This window comes from Flavobacterium sp. PL002 (assembly GCF_054165825.1).
In genome coordinates, this window is the sequence record NZ_CM135110.1 from 2,051,822 (window position 1) to 2,070,066 (window position 18,245).

Genomic DNA, 18,245 nt, shown 5'->3' on the forward strand with positions numbered 1-18,245 from the left:
TATGAACTATACTTTGCATCAGTTATATGTTTTTTTAAAGGTGGCACAAAACAAGAGCATTACTAAGGCCGCTGTAGAACTACATCTTACACAACCAGCTGTTTCGATACAGTTAAAAAATTTTCAAGATCAATTTGAATTCCCATTGACGGAGGTAATTGGCAGGAAACTGTATGTTACTGATTTTGGACAAGAGATCGCTGTCGCTGCTGAGAAGGTACTTAATGAAGTAGAAGCGATTAATTACAAAACCTTGTCTTACAAAGGGGAATTGAGCGGACGCTTAAAAATTTCTATTGTTTCTACTGGTAAATATGTTATGCCTTATTTTCTTTCTGATTTTTTGAAAAACAATCCGGGAGTAGATTTGATTTTGGATGTAACCAATAAAAAGCAGGTCCTAGAAAGTTTAGAGCACAATGAAGTCGACTTTTCGTTGGTTTCGGTTTTGCCAGATTCAATACAAATTGAAAAAGTAGAACTGTTACCTAATGAACTTTATATGATGGTAAACGCAAGTCAAACTTTAGATAAAAAAAAATATGAAGTTTCTGTTTTAGAGGAACTGGCTGTTATTTACCGTGAGGAGGGTTCAGGAACGCGCTATGTGATGGAGAAATTTATTGATAACAATAATCTCAATGTTCCTAAAAAAGTAGAACTCACAGGAAATGAAGCGGTAAAGCAAGCTGTTTTGGCGGGATTGGGTTGCTCTATTATGCCGTTAATAGGGGTGAAAAACGAACTCAATAATGGGAGTTTGCAAATTGTACCGGTAAAAGGATTACCTATAAAGTCAAATTGGAATTTGATTTGGTTAAAAGGAAAGAAGTTTTCTCCGGTCGCAAGTGCTTATTTGGAGTTTATACAAAACCATAAAGAGCGCATTATAGATGATTCTTTTAAGTGGATTAAAGATAAAAAGTAAAAAACAGTTCATAGTAGATTGGAAGTGTTTCTTTTTTTTAAGTGTAGTTACTCTTTTAAAAGCACTGTAAATTAAAGGATTTTTAGATTTTTTGTAGGTTATATTTTGGTTTTTATAGGGTTAAAAAATTGTAAAAATTAAGTTAATTTTTTAATAATTCGGTAACATTAACTTTACAATGCAATAGCATCTTTGCCAAAAAAAAAATAAGAATCTATTCCATCATGAAAAAACTTTTAATTGCACTTTGTATAATTAGTACAGGAATGCTTCAGGCGCAAGAACTGAGTAAGGACATTATCACAAAAGAGGTGGTTCGTGTTTTGGACTCTATCAACAAAGTAAAGGCAGCTGAAGAAAAAGCAAAACCCAAAAAGGATGTCCAATGGTATGATAAAATTAGTATTAGGGGTTATGCGCAAGTGAGGTACAACGGTTTGTTATCTACAAATGACAAAGTATCCTGCGAGCAATGTGATAAATCCTGGGGTACGACTGCGACTGGTGACGACGTGAAATCAAACAATGGGTTCTTTATTAGACGAGCACGTATTGTATTTTCAGGACAAATACACCCTAATGTATATTTCTACATTCAGCCAGATCTAGCCAGTTCACCGTCTAGTGGAGTTAATAATTTTTTGCAATTACGAGATGCTTATTTTGACTTATCATTTGATAAAAAGAAGGAGTATAGAGTAAGGATAGGACAGAGTAAAGTTCCTTTTGGATTTGAAAACATGCAATCAAGTCAAAATCGATTGACTCTAGACCGTAACGATGCCTTGAACAGTGCTGTTGCAAATGAGCGTGATTTAGGAGCATTTTTCTATTGGGCGCCAAGCGAAATAAGAGAGCGTTTTGCTATGCTTGTCAAAGATGGATATAAAGGATCAGGAGATTATGGTGTTTTTGCATTTGGAGCTTACAATGGGCAAACCTCAAATAAATCAGAGGGGAATAGAAATCTACATGTTGTGACGAGAGTGAGTTATCCATTTGTAATAGGAAATCAAATTATTGAACCAGGAATTCAAGCATATACGGGTAAGTGGGCTTTTGGAAGCGAAATTTCATCAGGGGTGACAGTAAATAACAAGCAAAACACTTTAGATCAAAGAATAGCAGCCTCTTTTATATTGTATCCAAAACCATTTGGTATTCAAACAGAATATAATATTGGTAAAGGACCTCGTTACAATAAGCTGACCAATTCAGTTGATGTATCGCATTTAGAAGGAGGATATATTACACTAAATTACAAGTGGGATTTGCCAAAAAATCAATTGCTATATCCATTTGCTAAATTTCAATATTACGATGGCGGAAAGAAATTTGAGAAAGATGCTAGAAGTTATACAGTGAGAGATTATGAGTTGGGATTAGAGTGGCAGCCTTTTAAAGCGTTTGAGTTAACGGCTACTTATGTGATTGCTGACAGGACATTTGAAGATAGCGCACTTAAAGACAATAGGCAAAAAGGAAATTTATTGCGATTACAAGCGCAGTTTAATTTTTAGATCAAAATAATATAATATAAACTTCAAATGCTTTTAAAAAAGTGTTTGAAGTTTTTTTTATGTCCATAATTTAGGCATTTAATTCGAATTGTAACCATTCTGTTATTTAGTTATTATTCATTAACTGCCTATTTATTAAATACTTAGTTGCTTTTATTGACCTTAGCTTATCGTTATGTTAACCTTGTCTTAATGCTTAAGGTCTTTATTAACATTAATTTTGCACCGCAATAACACAACAATAACAAATAATTAAAATGAAGAAATTTTTATTAAGTATAGTACTTCTGTTTACGCTATTAACATCGGCTCAGGAAAATAAAATTGAAGTAAAAGAGGTTGCTAAAAAAACAGAATTATCACAATATCTTAATTCAAGTAAAAAACTTGGATTTACCCAAAAAGACAGTTTATTTCAAGTAAATATTGGGTTTAGAGTTCAAAGCAGAATAGGTTACGGTAAAGAAGAAGGTAATTCTGGAATTGTAGAAGGCGAAATTAGAAGGATGCGTTTAAAACTAGACGGTTTTGTTTATAATCCAAGGTTTGGTTATAAAGTAGAATTGGGTTTTTCGGCAAGAGATATAGGTACAGTAGTGGTAGGGAATAGTGGCAATGTAATTCTAGACGGAGTACTTTTTTATAAAGCGACTCCAAGTTTTACAATTGGTTTTGGTCAAACAAAATTACCAGGAAATAACCAACGTGTAATTTCGTCCAATTCATTAGAACTTACAGATCGCTCCATCAATAATTCAAAGTTTAATATTGACCGTGATTTTGGAGTCTTTTTAGATTATTCAAAAGGGAATGCTACTCATTTTGCCTACGCATTAAAAGGGGCAATTACTAAAGGAGAAGGTAGGAACTGGGTGAAGACAAAAGATGACGGAATTGCATTGACAGGAAAGGTTGAGTTGTTCCCTTTGGGATCTTTTACTAAAAACGGTTCTAATTTTGAAGCCGATTTAATGAGAGAGAAATCAGTAAAGTGGATGATTTCTGGGGCTTTTAGCCAAAACAATAATGCATTACGATCTCAAGGACAGTTAGGAAGTAGTTTATATGAGTCAAGAACTTTACAGTCGTTGTTTTTTGATACGATGTTAAAATACAAAGGATGGGCAGCTTCTGCAGCTTATATGTCAAGAATGACTGATAACCCAATTACAGTAAGTGCGACAGATGTTACTAAAAGTCAGGCCGTTTTTGTAGGTCACGGAGTAGACACACAATTGAGTTATTTGTTTCCTTCAAATTATCAAATTATAGGTAGGTTCTCAACTCAAAAAGTGGATAAAGATATTGAAACCATTAGTCCTAATGTGGATGAATACACCATTGGATTATCTAAGTATATTTTTGGACATAAAATTAAACTTCAAGGGGAGTTCTCTTACGATAATATAAAAAATTATGGAGGAAGCGTTGATAATAATTGGTATGCACGTTTTCAAGTTGAAATAGGGATCTAATTAACGTTTTTTAATGTTAAGTAATTAATGCGAATAAGCTAAATAGTAAAAATTGTATAATGGTAGCTTAACGCAAAGTTAACATTGCCGTAGTACTTTTGTAAAAAATAAGAATAATAAATAACAAAAAAATAAAATGAACAAAACTAAATTGTTTTTAATCTTACCATTAATTGGTATGTTAAGTTGTGGTAAAGCTAAAACTGAAGATAAAGGAACTGAAAGCACATCAGCGGCTGTATCAGTAACTATTAAAGGAAGTGATACAGTATTGCCATTAGCTCAAAAAGAAGCAGAAGAGTTAATGAAAGCAGATGCTAATGTAAGTGTAACTGTTGTAGGTGGTGGTTCTGGTGTAGGTTTAACCGCTTTGATTGACGGAACTACTGATATTGCTATGGCTTCAAGAGATATGAAAACAGAAGAGAAATTGAAATTCTCTGAAATGAAAAAAGAAATCGAAGAAGTAATTATTGCTTATGATGCATTAACAGTAATTGTTAATCCAGCTAATAAAGTGTCTAAATTAACACGTGAGCAATTAGAAAAAATCTTTACAGGTCAAATTACTAACTGGAAAGAAGTAGGTGGAGAAGATGCTAAAATTGTAGCGTATTCAAGAGAATCTTCTTCTGGAACGTATGAGTTTTTTAAGGATGAGGTTTTAGACAAGAAAAACTATGCTTCAAATATATTGAGTTTACCTGCAACTGGAGCAATCGTTCAAGCAGTAGGACAAACTAAAGGAGCTATTGGATACATTGGATTGGCTTATGAAACTAAAGAAGTGAAACAACTGGCAGTTTCTTATGACCAAGGGAAAACTTTTATCGAGCCTTCTGTAGCAAGTGCAAAAGATAAAACATACCCAATTTCAAGACCTTTGTTTTATATGTTTGATAAAACAAATGCAGCTAAAGTAAAAACAATTGTTGATTTTGCTTTATCTGATGCAGGGCAAAAAATTGTTGGAGAAGTAGGTTACGTACCATTGAAATAATAAAAATAGTTAATTGTTATAGTTATAAAAAGGTTGTCTTTCGAGGCAGCCTTTTTTTGTTTGCGAGGGCTTGATTCTACTGTGATTTTATCATCTTGCTTAACATTAAGTTAACATAAGGATAACAATGTAAGAACATTGAAAGCGAATACCTGACGTAATTTTGTTGAAAATAAAATAAACTGATTTGAAAACAAATTTTAAAAAGATTAAAGAGAAAATTATTGAAACTATTTTAATGCTAAGTAGTGCTGCTACTAGTATTACAGTTGTTTTAATTGTCTTTTTTCTATTCATTGAAGGAGCAGGTGTTTTTAGTAAAAAACCTATTGACGACGGTTTTTTATTGGCAGTTTCAGTTGATAATCCAGTAAGAAAATTAAAACCTTCGGAGATAAAGGATATTTATGATCAAAAAATCACGAATTGGAAAGAACTTGGTGGCAAAGATGTACCGATCGTTTTGTTTAGAGCCGGTGATATCACAGATTATTACACAGAAGAAGAGTTAGGTAAAAACTTTGAATTTTTTCCAGATAAAATCAATGAGCTTGTCGCCAAAACGCCTGGGATTATTGCCTTTTTTTCGGATAAATACAAAGCCAAGGATTTTAAAGGAAGGGAACTTGATATTGATAAAATAAAAGTATCTGAATTTTTATCTGGCGAAGAATGGTTTCCTACAGCGCAGCCTATTGCGCAAATGGGAGTGAAGCCATTGATATACGGAACGCTATGGGTGAGTTTTGGTGCTATTTTATTGGCTTTGCCAATAGGATTAGCCGCTGCAATTTATTTAAGTGAAATAGCTAAAAAAAGAACAAGAAGTATCTTGAAGCCTATAATTGAATTACTAGCAGGAATTCCATCAGTAGTTTATGGTTTCTTTGGATTGGTGATTATTGTACCGCTTATACAAAGCACTTTTAATTTACCGGTAGGAGAAACAGGGTTAGCGGGAAGTGTTGTGCTAGCGATTATGGCTTTACCTACAATCATCACAATTTCTGAAGATGCCATGCGCAATACGCCACGCGCTATGAAAGAAGCCAGTTTAGCATTAGGGGCAAGTCAATGGCAAACAATTTATAAAGTCGTTATGCCTTATTCAGCTTCTGGTATTACCGCTGGAGCGATATTAGGAATAGGTAGAGCAATTGGAGAAACAATGGCCGTATTAATGGTTACCGGTAATGCAGCAGTGATACCTACAACTTTGTTAGAGCCGGTAAGAACAATTCCAGCAACTATTGCAGCAGAACTTGGTGAAGCGCCAAACGGTGGTTTGCATTACGAAGCATTATTTGCATTGGGATGTATCTTATTTATCATAACGTTTGTAATCAACATGTTGGTAGAAGTGGTTACCAATAGAAAATCGCATAAAAAACATTAATATGAGCGCAGAAAATAAATTAGCAAAGAAAAAAAGAAGGAGCCAGAACATTGCTTTTGGTGTTTTTACCTTTACAAGTTACGCTATTGTAGCACTGCTATTCGTGATTTTAGCCTTCATTGTCATCAAAGGAATAGGGGTTATTAGTTGGGAATTTATATCAGAAATGCCTAAAAACGGAATGACCGAGGGTGGGATTTTTCCAGCCATTGTAGGAACGCTTTGTTTGGTTTTAGTAAGTATGGTATTTGCTTTTCCAGTAGGAGTATTAGCGGCAATATACATGAATGAATACGTAAAAGACGGTATTGTAAAAAAAATCATCAAACAAATGACAAACAACTTAGCTGGTGTTCCGTCTATTGTTTTTGGACTTTTTGGAATGTCACTTTTTGTTAATAAAATGGGTTTTGGAGATTCAATTTTAGCAGGGGGATTAACATTAGGTTTACTAGTTTTACCTATTGTAATTAGAACCACTGAAGAGTCTTTAAAAGCGGTTGATAATACTTTTAGACAAGCCAGTTATGGTTTAGGAGCCAGTAAATGGGAAACAACAAGTAAAATTGTATTTCCAATTGCTTTCCCTAACGTGATAACAGGACTAATTTTATCAATAGGAAGAGTTTCTGGTGAAACGGCACCAATTTTATTTACAGTAGCTGCTTATTTTTTACCTAAATTGCCTACATCAATATTTGATCAAGCAATGGCTTTGCCTTATCACCTTTATGTAATCTCAACAAGTGGTACAAATATTGAGGCTTCTAGAGCGATGGCTTATGGAACAGCACTGGTATTAATTATAATTGTATTAATTTCTAATTTATTAGCGAATGCACTTCGTAAATATTACGGAAAAAAAGTAAAAATGAATTAACATGCATAAAATAGAATCAAAAAACGTAAATTTTAATTACGGCGACTTTCAAGCATTACACGATATTTCGATATCAATGAAAGAAAACACAGTAACGGCTTTAATTGGGCCATCTGGTTGCGGTAAGTCCACCTATTTGCGTTTGTTAAATAGAATGAATGACCTGATTGATGATACGCACATGACTGGGAGTATTTTAATTGATGGTCAGGATATCTATGATAAACATACTAATGTAGATGATTTACGTAAAAATGTTGGAATGGTTTTTCAAAAACCAAATCCTTTTCCTAAAACTATTTTCGAAAATGTAGCCTACGGATTAAGAGTAAATGGAATTACAGATAAAAAAGAAATTGAAGAGCGCGTAATCACTTCTATTGAGCAAGTTGCACTTTGGGATGAGGTTAAAGACAAGCTTAAAAAATCGGCTTTTGAATTGTCAGGAGGACAACAACAGCGTCTTTGTATTGCTAGAGCATTAGCCATTCAGCCTTCTGTTTTATTGATGGATGAACCTACATCAGCTTTAGATCCTATATCTACTTCAAAAGTAGAAGAATTAATTTATGAGTTAAAAAACAAATATACAATCGTGATTGTAACGCACAATATGCAGCAAGCAGGACGTGTAAGCGATAATACAGCTTTCTTTTATATGGGTAAGTTGATTGAGTATGATAAAACAAAGACAATCTTCACAAAACCAGCAATTAAGCAAACAGAAGATTATATAACAGGAAGGTTTGGATAAGAATGATTTTGATTTGAACTCAAAATCGTTTAACTTTAATCTTTAAATCGTTAATAAAATGGCATCACACTTAGAAACTGAGCTTGGAAAGCTTAAAAATATTATTATAAAAATTGGAACTTTAGCCGAATCTCAAGTGAGTGAAGCGATAAAGTCCTTGCTTTCAGAACCTACTTCTGAAACAAAAGAATTGAAAAAGACCGAAAGTAAAATTGATAAATTAGATATAAAAATTGACGATATCTGTCAAAGTGTTTTTGCGCTACAACAACCTGTTGCTTCTGATCTTCGTTTTATCATGTCGGCAATGCAAATCAGTAATGAAATTGAAAGAATAGGTGATTTGTCAATCAGTATTGTAAAGTTAACAAAGAGCATCAAAGACAAACATGAGTTAATTATTAAATTTGATGTTGAACTTATAGCAAGAGAGGTTGAAGAAGTTATCGCAATAACTAATGCTTGTTTTGAAAACTTGGATGAAGGATTAATCGAAAGAATATTTATTTTAAACAATACGATCAAAAGCAAAAGTGAAGATGCAATAGATAATATTATTGCTGAAATGAAAAATAATTCAAAAACAGTTGTATCAGGAACTCACCTGATACTGGCATTAAAACATCTAGAAAGAATCTCTGATCACTGCACAAACGTAGCAGAATCAGTTTATTTTATGATTAATGCTAAAACTATCAAGCACGAAAAATTCACTGATAAGAAGTAAGTATTTCTTATATAATTAGAGCACTCCCTTTGGTTCATTTAGGAACTAAAGGGAGTTTTTTATTAATATTAAGTCTGAAACACGCTAAATAATTCCTGCCAATCTAACTTAGATTTCAAACTTTTTAAACCTTGATAACGACCAACCTTTTGCAAGTCAGATATTTTAAAATCTTCTTGTTTGGCATAAGGAACTAGATTTTCTTTGTCTAATTTTTCAGCAAGGTAGATTTGTTCATACTGTCCAGGTGTAGGAATGAAAAATGCTTTTTTTTCTAGTTTTACCAAGTCCATTATTGTAGTGTATCCAGATCTACATAAAACCAGTTCACTTTCATTAAAAGTTTGTTCCAGTTGGCGACTACTCATGTAATTATAATAGGTAGTCGTATCCATTACTTGTTTACTTTGTTCTTTCTCAACAATACCACTTATAAATACCACTTTGCCTTTATACTCTTGTAGTTCTATTTTTAGTTTTTCTTCTAAAAGCCCTCTTTGCGGTTCAGGGCCTGATAGGATAACCATCAAATCATATTTTATGGCGGTCGTTTTTTTATGCATTCGGCTTATGGGCCCCAAATACTTTATTTTAAAATTAGGATTTTCTAAGTGACTGAGTTCTCCAGCTAAATTAGGTTTTTGTTCAAAATCAGGAACCCAACATTCCACATATTTTTTAATAATACGTTGGTGTAATTTGCTGCTTAACCAAGTGCTATTTCCAGTCATTACGTTGAGTTGATGTGTAATGAAAACAGACGGAATTTCATTACTCAAAACTCCTAATCTATTATCAGATAGTATGCCGTCAATAGCGTATTTTTCGATCCATTTTTTAACTAGCTTTTTCTCTTTCCAAACGGCATCAATTATTTTAGGACTACTTTTAAGTAGTTTCCATTTAAAGTTTTTAGCTTTTTTAGCATATTCAATATGATATGAAGGCAGTTCTAGTGCTTTTATATAAGGGAATTCTTTCTTTAGTAAATCTAATGAAGCCCCATCAGAAGCTATTATCGGAATATAATTATGATCTTGCAATGCCTTAATAATAGGAATGCATCTTGTTGCGTGTCCCAAGCCCCAATTTAAAGGAGCTACTAATATCGTTCTACATTTATTGTCTACAATCATATTTAGAGCTATTTATATATTGTAAGTTACGGATACATTCGCTTTGCGGTATTTTCCTTGTATTACTAAACTATTAATTTATCAGGTTTTGTTAAAAGGCTATTTTCATAGTTAAAAATAAGCCCTCAGCTGGATGTTACCAGTGTGAATGGTTTGGTTTGTTTCACTTTTCCTACCTTGATAATTTAGATTAATATCTAAAAATTGGGTTAGGTTTTTTTGTACTAACAAACGCCATGTTAAGTTTTGACCATTTTGTAACCCTTCCAACATCTGAAAGCCTACAGCCGAGAATTCATCTCCAGAGAATTTGTTTTGATAAAAAGAAACCTCTCCATTGATCACAACTTTTTTAGAGCCACTGTAGGAGAATGAAGTTCCAAATCGGTTTTGTTGTAAAGACTCTAAAGCGCCAATTTGATTTTCTTTATTTTGCAACTCATAAAAAATATCCCAACTGGTATTTTTCGAAAATAAATAACTAATCTTCGGTGCCAGTTGATAACCTGAAATGGTATAGTTTTTCTCGCTAAAGTTTTCTGAAATTGCTGTGGTTTTTATTGTTTTTGCAAAAGCATTAAATAACCAGCTTTTTTCATATAAATGGGTGTATTGTAACTGGTGCGAACCGTTTTTAGACTCTTGCGATCCTATCGAAAGTGAATTTTTTACTTGATTGTTTATGTAAGAATAAGTTACTGAATGTTTTTGTTTTCCTCTATTGTAAAACAAACTGTTTCTAAAACCAGCACTCAGTCCTAAGACGTTTTCCTGTGAGTTATTAAAAGGATTTAATTCGAAATCGCCTCCAGTATTTTTGGTTTTTCTATCAATTATAAAAGAAGTTTGATTATAAAAAAGTGAAATCAATTTTTTTAAACCGCTATCATTTTGCCATTGGTTGGGATTAAAAGTTAGCGCTTGAGAAAATTTTGTTTGATGGGTTTTTATATAAACTTGATTGGGTAAATAAATCCGAATGTATTTTGCTTGATCCACAAAAGGGGCTACTTCAAATTCTTGTAATTCTTGAATACCATTGCCATTATAGTCATTCCAGGTGTACACTCCTTGTCCGTCAGCGACTTCTAAATAAGTGAATTCTTGTTGCGGTAAGGTTCCGGAATTTGTTTCGTAAGCTGATGTGCTTTGAATAAGTTGGTTGAAAAACCGATCGTTATAAACAATTCTAGAATTTAAAGAACGCTCTTTTTTCTTGCTTTCATCCATAAAACTAAGTGTTCTATAATTAGCATAAAACAATAAATCGCTCTTTTCAGTTTGAATTAATTTTGATTTTAGGGTAAAAGTATGGGAGTTGCTAACCCTTTGTAAAATACCGTTTTGAATGCTATCATTCGTTCTTTGTAAATAGGCTGCTTCTATAAAAACTTTTGTGCTATCACCGCGTCCTAAGAAAATCCCATATTCAGAAAAGCGTTGGCTTATTAATGATAGCGCTTTAGTGGTTTTGTCTTTTTCTTGATTGTCTTCTAGTTTAAGGCGAGCTCCAACCCAGTTTTTGTAAAAGTGATACTTTATTTTTGAACTGCTTCTAATAAAGTTTGAAGTGTACAACTGGCCGTCGCTTTTTAAGTAACTCGAGTAGTTTTGAACGGTCCAGTTATGGAGTTTATAATTGGTGTTAAACAAATGTCGGTTTCCCGAAAAAAGTGAAGCAAAGTCTAATTTTTCGAATTGGTACTGAACAAAACCATTGCTTTTTTCATTTTCTGATGCTATTACATTATAATTTAAACCCGTAGTCAGCAAACTTTGGTTGCTTAAAAAAGTAGTGTTTAAATTCCAATCTCTATCAAATTCTATGGTGTAAAGGCGTTCAACGGTTTTAAAATCTTGCTGTGTAAATTGATAATTTGCAAAAGCGTCTAAATTTCCTTTTTTAGAATACAACCGTTGCTTAATATTTACCTTTGTACTCAATCCTTTATTGTTATTATCGTCAATATTCGAAAATAAATTTTGATCGTTGTTGCTTACACCAAGTTCTAAATCCACGATAGTTTTTTCAGATGGATTGTAGCGTCCTGTAAAAGTGGCTACTTGCAACTTATTGGGTGCAACTAATTGCGTGATGGGTTCATATTCTCCTTGCAGTATGCCATTTATTGGAGCAATGTATTCGTAAATTTTAGTGATACTCGAAGCATTGGTAAGTTGATAGTTTCCGTTGTTTATTCCTACTGATGTAAACCTGACATTATATAGTTCTTCTTTTGAGTCATTAGAATATTCGAAAATAGTAACTGCGTTGAAAAGCTTTTTTACGTACAAGGTTTTATTGTCAGAGTAACTGTCAATATACGCCGAAGGAGCTGTCATTAAGTTAAGATCATCACCAGCGTTTCCTAATATTTGCACTTGCTCAGTAGAAAGATTTTGTTGTAAAGGTTGGTTTTTAAGGTCATTTTCTGAATATAAATAACCACCAAATTGCCAGTTTTTGTTTTTATGTGTGATGCCGTTATAGGTTACAAAACGGCTGTAATTACGGTCCGAATATTGGTATTCAATTATGATTCGCATTTCGGATGTAATTGGGAATAAAGGTGTAAAAATAATTTCTCCCGCATTATAATCAATCGTGTAGTCTTTGTTCTCTCCTCTTTGTAGCAACAGTCCATTGACATAAACACGTTCTGATCCTGAAATTACCAAGACGTACAATTCACCGTTTTGTCCTTTTAATTTATAAGGACCTTGATTACCTTCACTTGCAGTAAAACTACTTTTGGCATATTGCCCTCTTACTAATGCTGCCGATGTGAATACACTTGTTTTATTGGCCTCCGAGCCAAAGTCAAAACTAGCATATAGTCCTTGTACTTTTTTATTAAAATTTAAAAATTGGGTATCATGATTTTCTAGAAATAAATCACCACCTCTAATTTTCCAGCGATCACTGGCTAGTTCCATGAATATGTTGTCAAATTGATCTAATTTTTGAGAGTATCCCCCATCTTGCAGCGGAATATTACTGTCTTGTAAAGAAGCAGTTAAACTTACTTTTTCAGATAATTTACCTGTAATTTGTAATTCTAGATTGGAGTTTAAAACGGTATTTTGATTGTTACCCACAGTAAGCCCTCTGGTAATACTTCCAGAAGTATTTAATCCGTCAAACGGAACTTTTTTTTCAGTTTGTTCTTCTTGAATTCTATAAAGTTTTTCGGTACCAATGTCTGTACTAACTACTTGAGCATCCTCGTAAATACTGTATTCTTTAGTAAGGTAATCAGGGAATTTTAAGTAATTTACCGTCAAAGAATCAGTAGTTAATAATAGTGGTTCTTTTAAAAGTAAAATCCCTTTCATAAAATCAACTTGGTAATAACTACGGTCAATTATTTTACCTTGATTGTCGATTATGTTGAAGTAATTAGAGTTGATGCTTACCTTTTCTAAAGCGATGGAATCCTTGCTTGGTGCTATTTTTTTTGTGGTGTATAACGAATTATCCTTCTGAGCATACAGTCCAGAAAAAAAAACCAGTGCTATAAAAAGTAGTCCTTTTTTTAACATAAAGAGAATAACGTCTATAAGCCAAAAGTAGTGTATTCTTTAGCTAATTTTCGCGTAAGCTGCAAAAGAAAAAAAGATATCGAGACTAGCTTTTAGTAAAAAAGGCTTGATCATCTCGATATACTTTAGAAAATAAATAGAAATAAAAAGGCTGTTACATAACAAGAACTGGCTAGTTCTCGCTCGTTATAATTTGCATGGTTTCTTTACTCACTTGTTTCAGAATCACTTTTTTCCCTGTTTCAACTGTTTCAGCTGCTAGGTCATTAAAATGCCTGATGGTATACAGGGTAACGTTTTCAGTAAAGTCAACTTTGAATTTTTTAGATAAAATAGCATTCATTTCTTTAAAATTGTCAAATTTATCTTCGACACAAACAGAGAAACTAATCGCCGAGTTTTGAATTAAATTTACCTTAAGCTTGAATTGGTGAAACAAAGAGAAAATTTCACTGATGTTCTCTTCCATAATAAAGGAGAAATCAATAGAGGAAAGTGAAATCAACAGTTGGTTTCTTTTTACAATAAAGCAAGGTAAATAAGGTTCAAGTGCAGTTCCTTTAGAAACACTTGTACCTTTCAACAACGGATTGATAAATGATTTTACATACAAAGGGATTTCCTTTTTTTGTAAAGGTTGCAATGTTTTTGGGTGAATTACGGTGGCACCATAAAAAGCTAATTCAATGGCTTCACGATACGAAATTTGGTTTAGTAAACTAGCATTTTCAAAATACCTTGGATCAGCATTCATCACTCCAGGAACATCTTTCCAGATCGTTACACTTTCGGCATTTAAACAGTAGGCAAAAATGGCTGCAGTATAATCAGACCCTTCACGGCCTAATGTAGTGGTGAAATTATTCTCGTCAGATCCTAAGAAACCTTGTGTAATGTTTAAGTTTTTTCGTTTAATATTTTTCGAAATGTTCTTTTGAGTCGCTTCCCAATCAACCTCTGCATCTCTATAATTTGCATTGGTTTTAATGAAATTTCGAACATCAATCCATTCTGTTTTTATTTTCATAAAATTCATGAAATGGGCTAATATGGTTGTCGAAATCAACTCTCCATAGCTCACTACTTGGTCATAAACAAAGTTATAATTAGGAGATTTGTTGTTTTCTAGGAAATACTCTAAGTCGGCAAACTGTTTGTTTACAGCGGCAAAAACCTCCTGCTTTTCATCTTCAAATAAATCCAGCAAAATTTGATTGTGGTATTTTTTTACCTCTTGTACTGATGATTTTAAAGCAGATGATTTCTCAAAATAGTCTTTGATAACTACTTCAAGTGCATTTGTAGTTTTTCCCATTGCAGATACTACAAGCAAAACATCTTCATAACCTACCTTTTGTAAAACGTCATAGACATTTTTTATTCCTTCGGCATCTTTTACTGATGCTCCTCCAAATTTGAATACTCTCATAATTATCTAAACAAAAATTGTGATTCTAATTTCTTTATTGTCTTAGTTTATTGGCAACAAAATCATTGATTCCGGCCTCATCCATTTGAACACTGTGCCATTCTTGAAGCACCTTAGCGCCTGTTTTTTCGTAGAAATCAATAGCGGGAGTATTCCAGTCAAGAACATTCCAGTCAATACGGCGAACCTGATCTTTTTTGGCTTGTTTAATGATTTCGGAGTACAATGCGTACCCTGCTCCAGTACCGCGCATTTCACTTTTTACTACTAGATCTTCTAAATGAAGTGTTTTTCCTTTCCAGGTAGAATAGCGGTAATAGTATAGCGCAATTCCTATAATTTCCTTTGTTTGTTTACCGTCTTTTGTATCAGTATCTATTTCGGCCACAAAAACAGAAAATAGTGGGTTGTCACCAAAGCCATCCCTAATTAAATCAGTTTCATTAATTAGAACTGCATCTGGCTCTTTTTCAAAATCAGCTAATTCTTGGATTAATCCTAAGACAGCTTTCATATCGTTTATTTCCCCTTTTCTAATAATCATGTTTTTGTTTTTTAAAATTTAGACGCTAATATTTACATTTTCCAGTTGTAATTTACTTCTTTTATTAGCAAATATACAATACTGACAAACTAAGTAAAGTTTATTGAATTCATTTTCACAAAAAAACCGATATTTGTGACTTCATATTAACTACAACGATTTCTTAATGGAAGAACGCAACAAGACCTTAGGGGAATTTATTATCGAAAATCAAAATGCCTTTCAGTATTCGTCTGGCGAATTGTCTCGAATCATTAACTCAATCCGTTTAGCAGCCAAAGTAGTAAACTACAAGGTGAATAAAGCGGGATTAGTTGATATAGTAGGAGCTGCAGGAGAGCAGAATATTCAAGGTGAAGACCAGCAAAAACTAGATGTTTATGCTAACGAGGTTTTTATTCAAACGTTAATTAATCGTGAGATTGTATGCGGAATAGCATCTGAAGAAAATGATGAATTCATCACCGTAGAAGGTAGTGATCACAGTCATAATAACAAATATGTAGTTTTGATGGATCCGCTTGACGGCTCTTCAAATATTGATGTAAATGTTTCTGTAGGGACTATTTTTTCAGTGTATAGAAGAATTACACCTATAGGTACTCCAGTTACTTTAGATGATTTTTTACAACCTGGAGTAAATCAAGTTGCCGCGGGTTATGTGATTTATGGTACTTCGACTATGATTGTGTATACAACTGGTCATGGAGTAAATGGATTTACTTTAAATCCTGCGATTGGAACTTTTTACTTGTCACATCCTAATATGCAATTCTCTCAAGATGGAAATATTTATTCTATCAACGAAGGGAATTATGTTCATTTTCCACAAGGAGTTAAAAATTACATCAAATATTGCCAGTCAGAAGAAGGTGATAGACCGTATACTTCACGTTATATAGGAAGTTTAGTTTCGGATATTCATAGAAACATGATTAAAGGCGGGATTTATATCTACCCAACGAGTTCAAAAGCACCTAAAGGGAAATTGAGATTGTTGTATGAGTGTAATCCAATGGCTTTTATTGTGGAGCAAGCAGGAGGGAAAGCTTCTGATGGTTCAGGAAGAATAATGGAAATAGAGCCAAAAGAGTTGCATGAAAGAGTGCCTTTTTTCTGCGGAAGCTATAATATGGTTGAAAAAGCAGAAGAGTTTATGCTTCAGGCTAAATTAAGTAAGTACTAGAAAATAAAGTACAATTGAAAAAGATATAAAAAAAGCTTCCGATAAATAATTTCGGAAGCTTTTTTATTTATTTAGTTTTTCTCAGCTTTTTCAATTTCAGTAACAAAAATATCTAAATCTGCTTTATCATCTGCTAATTCTAATGCTTTTGCAACAATAGTATCTACCTTTTCAGGAGTGAAACCAATACCTAAGCATAATTTTTTTAACATAACCTCTTGGTTGTCTCCTAAATGGTGATCTACATTTACAATACGAGCCAAATCATATAAACGCTCAATTCTTTGAGAATTTAAATAAGGAGGGTTGATTGGGTATTTTGTAGGATTCTCTAAAATCTCTTCGTATTCTGCTGCAGAAATTTCAAGTCTAATAGCTAGTTTGTCTAAAAAAGCTCTTTCTTCTGGTGCAAAAACTCCGTCAGCTAGCGCTAGTCTAACGATGGATGAAAAGTGACCTTTATTTCTTTGTTTGAATTCGCTATCAAATAAATCTGAAAATGACATAGTTAAATTTTTATTTATATCGTGCAAATATAAATCAATTTTTAAAGTTTTAATTTTCTTTTTAATTTTTCTTTACGAAAGATTGTATTTAACTAAAATTTTATACTAGGATTTGGTTCATGTAATCTCTCTTAACCAAAATAAATCGTAAGTTTACAACCCCTTTACCAATTAAATATTATATAACCTATGTCACAGTTTTGGATTTATTTTCAAATAGGATTAAAGCATGTTTTAGATATTCATTCCTATGATCATGTATTGTTTTTAATAGCTCTGGCTATACCATTTTCTTTTAAGGACTGGAAAAGAATTGTTCTTTTAGTGTCTCTTTTTACCCTTGGACACACCATGGCTTTGTTGCTTTCTGTATTTGGAATAATTGCAATAAAAGGAAGTGTAGTAGAGTTGCTAATTCCTATAACGATATTAATTACCGCATTATTTAACTTGTTTACCGCAGGAAAATCCAATAAAAGCGAAAGCATAAACTTGGTTTTCTTTATAACTTTGTTTTTCGGAATCATTCATGGTTTGGGTTTTTCGACCTATTTTAAATCGATTCTTGGTGGTTCAGCAACTTCAAAATTATTACCGCTAGGCGAATTTGCTCTGGGAATAGAAGCCGCGCAAATTGTGGTGGTTTTTATTGTTTTAATTTTGTCGTATATTGTTCAAACAGTTTTTAGATTTTCTAAAAGAGACTGGACATTAGTCATGTCGGCATTTATTATTGGTGTAGTATTACCAATGATTATTGAAAATGAAATTTGGATACGATAACAATGGAAGAGACAAAAAAACTAAATAAATACGATAAAGCTTATCTCAGGATTGCAACGGAGTGGGGTTTGTTGTCTTATTGCAAACGCAAACAAGTGGGGGCAATTATTGTTCGTGACCGCATGATAATATCGGATGGGTACAATGGTACACCATCAGGATTTGATAATTGTTGCGAAGACGATGCCGGATTAACACGCTGGGATGTTTTACATGCTGAAGCAAATGCGATATTAAAAGTAGCGAGATCTACGCAGTCTTGCGAGGGAGCTACCTTATATATTACGTTGTCTCCTTGTAAAGAATGTAGTAAATTAATACATCAATCAGGCATAAAAAGAGTGGTATACCACAATGGATATCGCGATGATTCAGGAATTCAGTTTTTAATAAAAGCGGGAGTTGAAGTAGAGCATATCCCTGTATTAGAAGAATAAA

16 protein-coding genes are annotated in these 18,245 nt (G+C 33.1%); 11 read left to right on the top strand and 5 right to left on the bottom strand.

Going from position 1 to position 18,245, the window contains the following annotated elements; genetic code table 11:
- Nucleotide 1 precedes the first annotated feature (1 nt).
- The 8 genes from ACVEGE_RS08950 (at nucleotide 2) to phoU (ending at nucleotide 8,680) form a co-directional block, all read left to right on the top strand.
- On the top strand, nucleotides 2-928 hold the full coding sequence (locus tag ACVEGE_RS08950) for a LysR family transcriptional regulator (RefSeq protein ID WP_173850835.1): 927 nt from the start codon (nucleotides 2-4) through the stop codon (nucleotides 926-928).
- 224 nt (nucleotides 929-1,152) lie between these two features.
- Nucleotides 1,153-2,448: a porin gene (locus ACVEGE_RS08955; RefSeq protein WP_192500636.1), complete on the top strand. Its 1,296-nt coding sequence runs from the start codon at nucleotides 1,153-1,155 to the stop codon at nucleotides 2,446-2,448.
- A gap of 257 nt (nucleotides 2,449-2,705) precedes the next feature.
- Nucleotides 2,706-3,923 (top strand): porin family protein, encoded by a 1,218-nt coding sequence (locus tag ACVEGE_RS08960; protein ID WP_192500637.1) that lies wholly within the window; start codon nucleotides 2,706-2,708, stop codon nucleotides 3,921-3,923.
- A gap of 136 nt (nucleotides 3,924-4,059) precedes the next feature.
- Nucleotides 4,060-4,923: a PstS family phosphate ABC transporter substrate-binding protein gene (locus ACVEGE_RS08965; protein ID WP_173850829.1), complete on the top strand. Its 864-nt coding sequence runs from the start codon at nucleotides 4,060-4,062 to the stop codon at nucleotides 4,921-4,923.
- A 187-nt stretch (nucleotides 4,924-5,110) separates the two neighbouring features.
- Complete coding sequence (gene pstC / locus ACVEGE_RS08970; RefSeq protein WP_225738097.1) at nucleotides 5,111-6,319, top strand: phosphate ABC transporter permease subunit PstC; 1,209 nt, start codon at nucleotides 5,111-5,113, stop codon at nucleotides 6,317-6,319.
- A 1-nt stretch (nucleotide 6,320) separates the two neighbouring features.
- Complete coding sequence (gene pstA / locus ACVEGE_RS08975) at nucleotides 6,321-7,199, top strand: phosphate ABC transporter permease PstA (RefSeq protein ID WP_173850827.1); 879 nt, start codon at nucleotides 6,321-6,323, stop codon at nucleotides 7,197-7,199.
- Between the two features lies 1 nt (nucleotide 7,200).
- Entirely contained in the window at nucleotides 7,201-7,953 is a 753-nt protein-coding gene (pstB, locus tag ACVEGE_RS08980) for a phosphate ABC transporter ATP-binding protein PstB (protein WP_173850825.1), read from the top strand.
- A gap of 58 nt (nucleotides 7,954-8,011) precedes the next feature.
- Nucleotides 8,012-8,680, top strand: a complete 669-nt coding sequence (gene phoU / locus ACVEGE_RS08985; RefSeq protein WP_173850823.1) for a phosphate signaling complex protein PhoU — start codon at nucleotides 8,012-8,014, stop codon at nucleotides 8,678-8,680.
- Between the two features lie 68 nt (nucleotides 8,681-8,748).
- On the opposite strand, the gene ACVEGE_RS08990 is transcribed toward phoU, so the two are convergent.
- The 4 genes from ACVEGE_RS08990 to ACVEGE_RS09005 all read right to left on the bottom strand — a co-directional run bounded on the left by ACVEGE_RS08990 (nucleotide 8,749) and on the right by ACVEGE_RS09005 (nucleotide 15,332).
- Nucleotides 8,749-9,816 carry a glycosyltransferase gene (locus ACVEGE_RS08990; protein ID WP_192500638.1) on the bottom strand — a complete coding sequence of 356 codons (1,068 nt, stop codon included), beginning with the start codon at nucleotides 9,814-9,816 and terminating at the stop codon, nucleotides 8,749-8,751.
- A 111-nt stretch (nucleotides 9,817-9,927) separates the two neighbouring features.
- Complete coding sequence (locus tag ACVEGE_RS08995) at nucleotides 9,928-13,359, bottom strand: hypothetical protein (protein ID WP_192500639.1); 3,432 nt, start codon at nucleotides 13,357-13,359, stop codon at nucleotides 9,928-9,930.
- Nucleotides 13,360-13,531: 172 nt separating this feature from the next.
- The gene (locus tag ACVEGE_RS09000; RefSeq protein ID WP_192500640.1) at nucleotides 13,532-14,788 is read right to left on the bottom strand and encodes an aspartate kinase; all 1,257 of its coding nucleotides are present in this window, start codon (nucleotides 14,786-14,788) and stop codon (nucleotides 13,532-13,534) included.
- Nucleotides 14,789-14,822: 34 nt separating this feature from the next.
- Complete coding sequence (locus tag ACVEGE_RS09005; RefSeq protein WP_173850815.1) at nucleotides 14,823-15,332, bottom strand: GNAT family N-acetyltransferase; 510 nt, start codon at nucleotides 15,330-15,332, stop codon at nucleotides 14,823-14,825.
- A gap of 166 nt (nucleotides 15,333-15,498) precedes the next feature.
- Between ACVEGE_RS09005 and fbp the strand changes: the two genes are divergently transcribed.
- Nucleotides 15,499-16,518 carry a class 1 fructose-bisphosphatase gene (gene fbp / locus ACVEGE_RS09010; RefSeq protein WP_173850813.1) on the top strand — a complete coding sequence of 340 codons (1,020 nt, stop codon included), beginning with the start codon at nucleotides 15,499-15,501 and terminating at the stop codon, nucleotides 16,516-16,518.
- 71 nt (nucleotides 16,519-16,589) lie between these two features.
- On the opposite strand, the gene ACVEGE_RS09015 is transcribed toward fbp, so the two are convergent.
- Nucleotides 16,590-17,024 (bottom strand): tellurite resistance TerB family protein, encoded by a 435-nt coding sequence (locus ACVEGE_RS09015; protein ID WP_173850811.1) that lies wholly within the window; start codon nucleotides 17,022-17,024, stop codon nucleotides 16,590-16,592.
- Between the two features lie 189 nt (nucleotides 17,025-17,213).
- On the opposite strand from ACVEGE_RS09015, the gene ACVEGE_RS09020 reads away from it, so the two are divergent.
- Both ACVEGE_RS09020 and ACVEGE_RS09025 read left to right on the top strand, forming a co-directional pair.
- Complete coding sequence (locus ACVEGE_RS09020; RefSeq protein WP_173850809.1) at nucleotides 17,214-17,807, top strand: HupE/UreJ family protein; 594 nt, start codon at nucleotides 17,214-17,216, stop codon at nucleotides 17,805-17,807.
- 2 nt (nucleotides 17,808-17,809) lie between these two features.
- Nucleotides 17,810-18,244: a deoxycytidylate deaminase gene (locus ACVEGE_RS09025; RefSeq protein ID WP_173850807.1), complete on the top strand. Its 435-nt coding sequence runs from the start codon at nucleotides 17,810-17,812 to the stop codon at nucleotides 18,242-18,244.
- The last annotated feature ends 1 nt before the right edge of the window (nucleotide 18,245 follow it).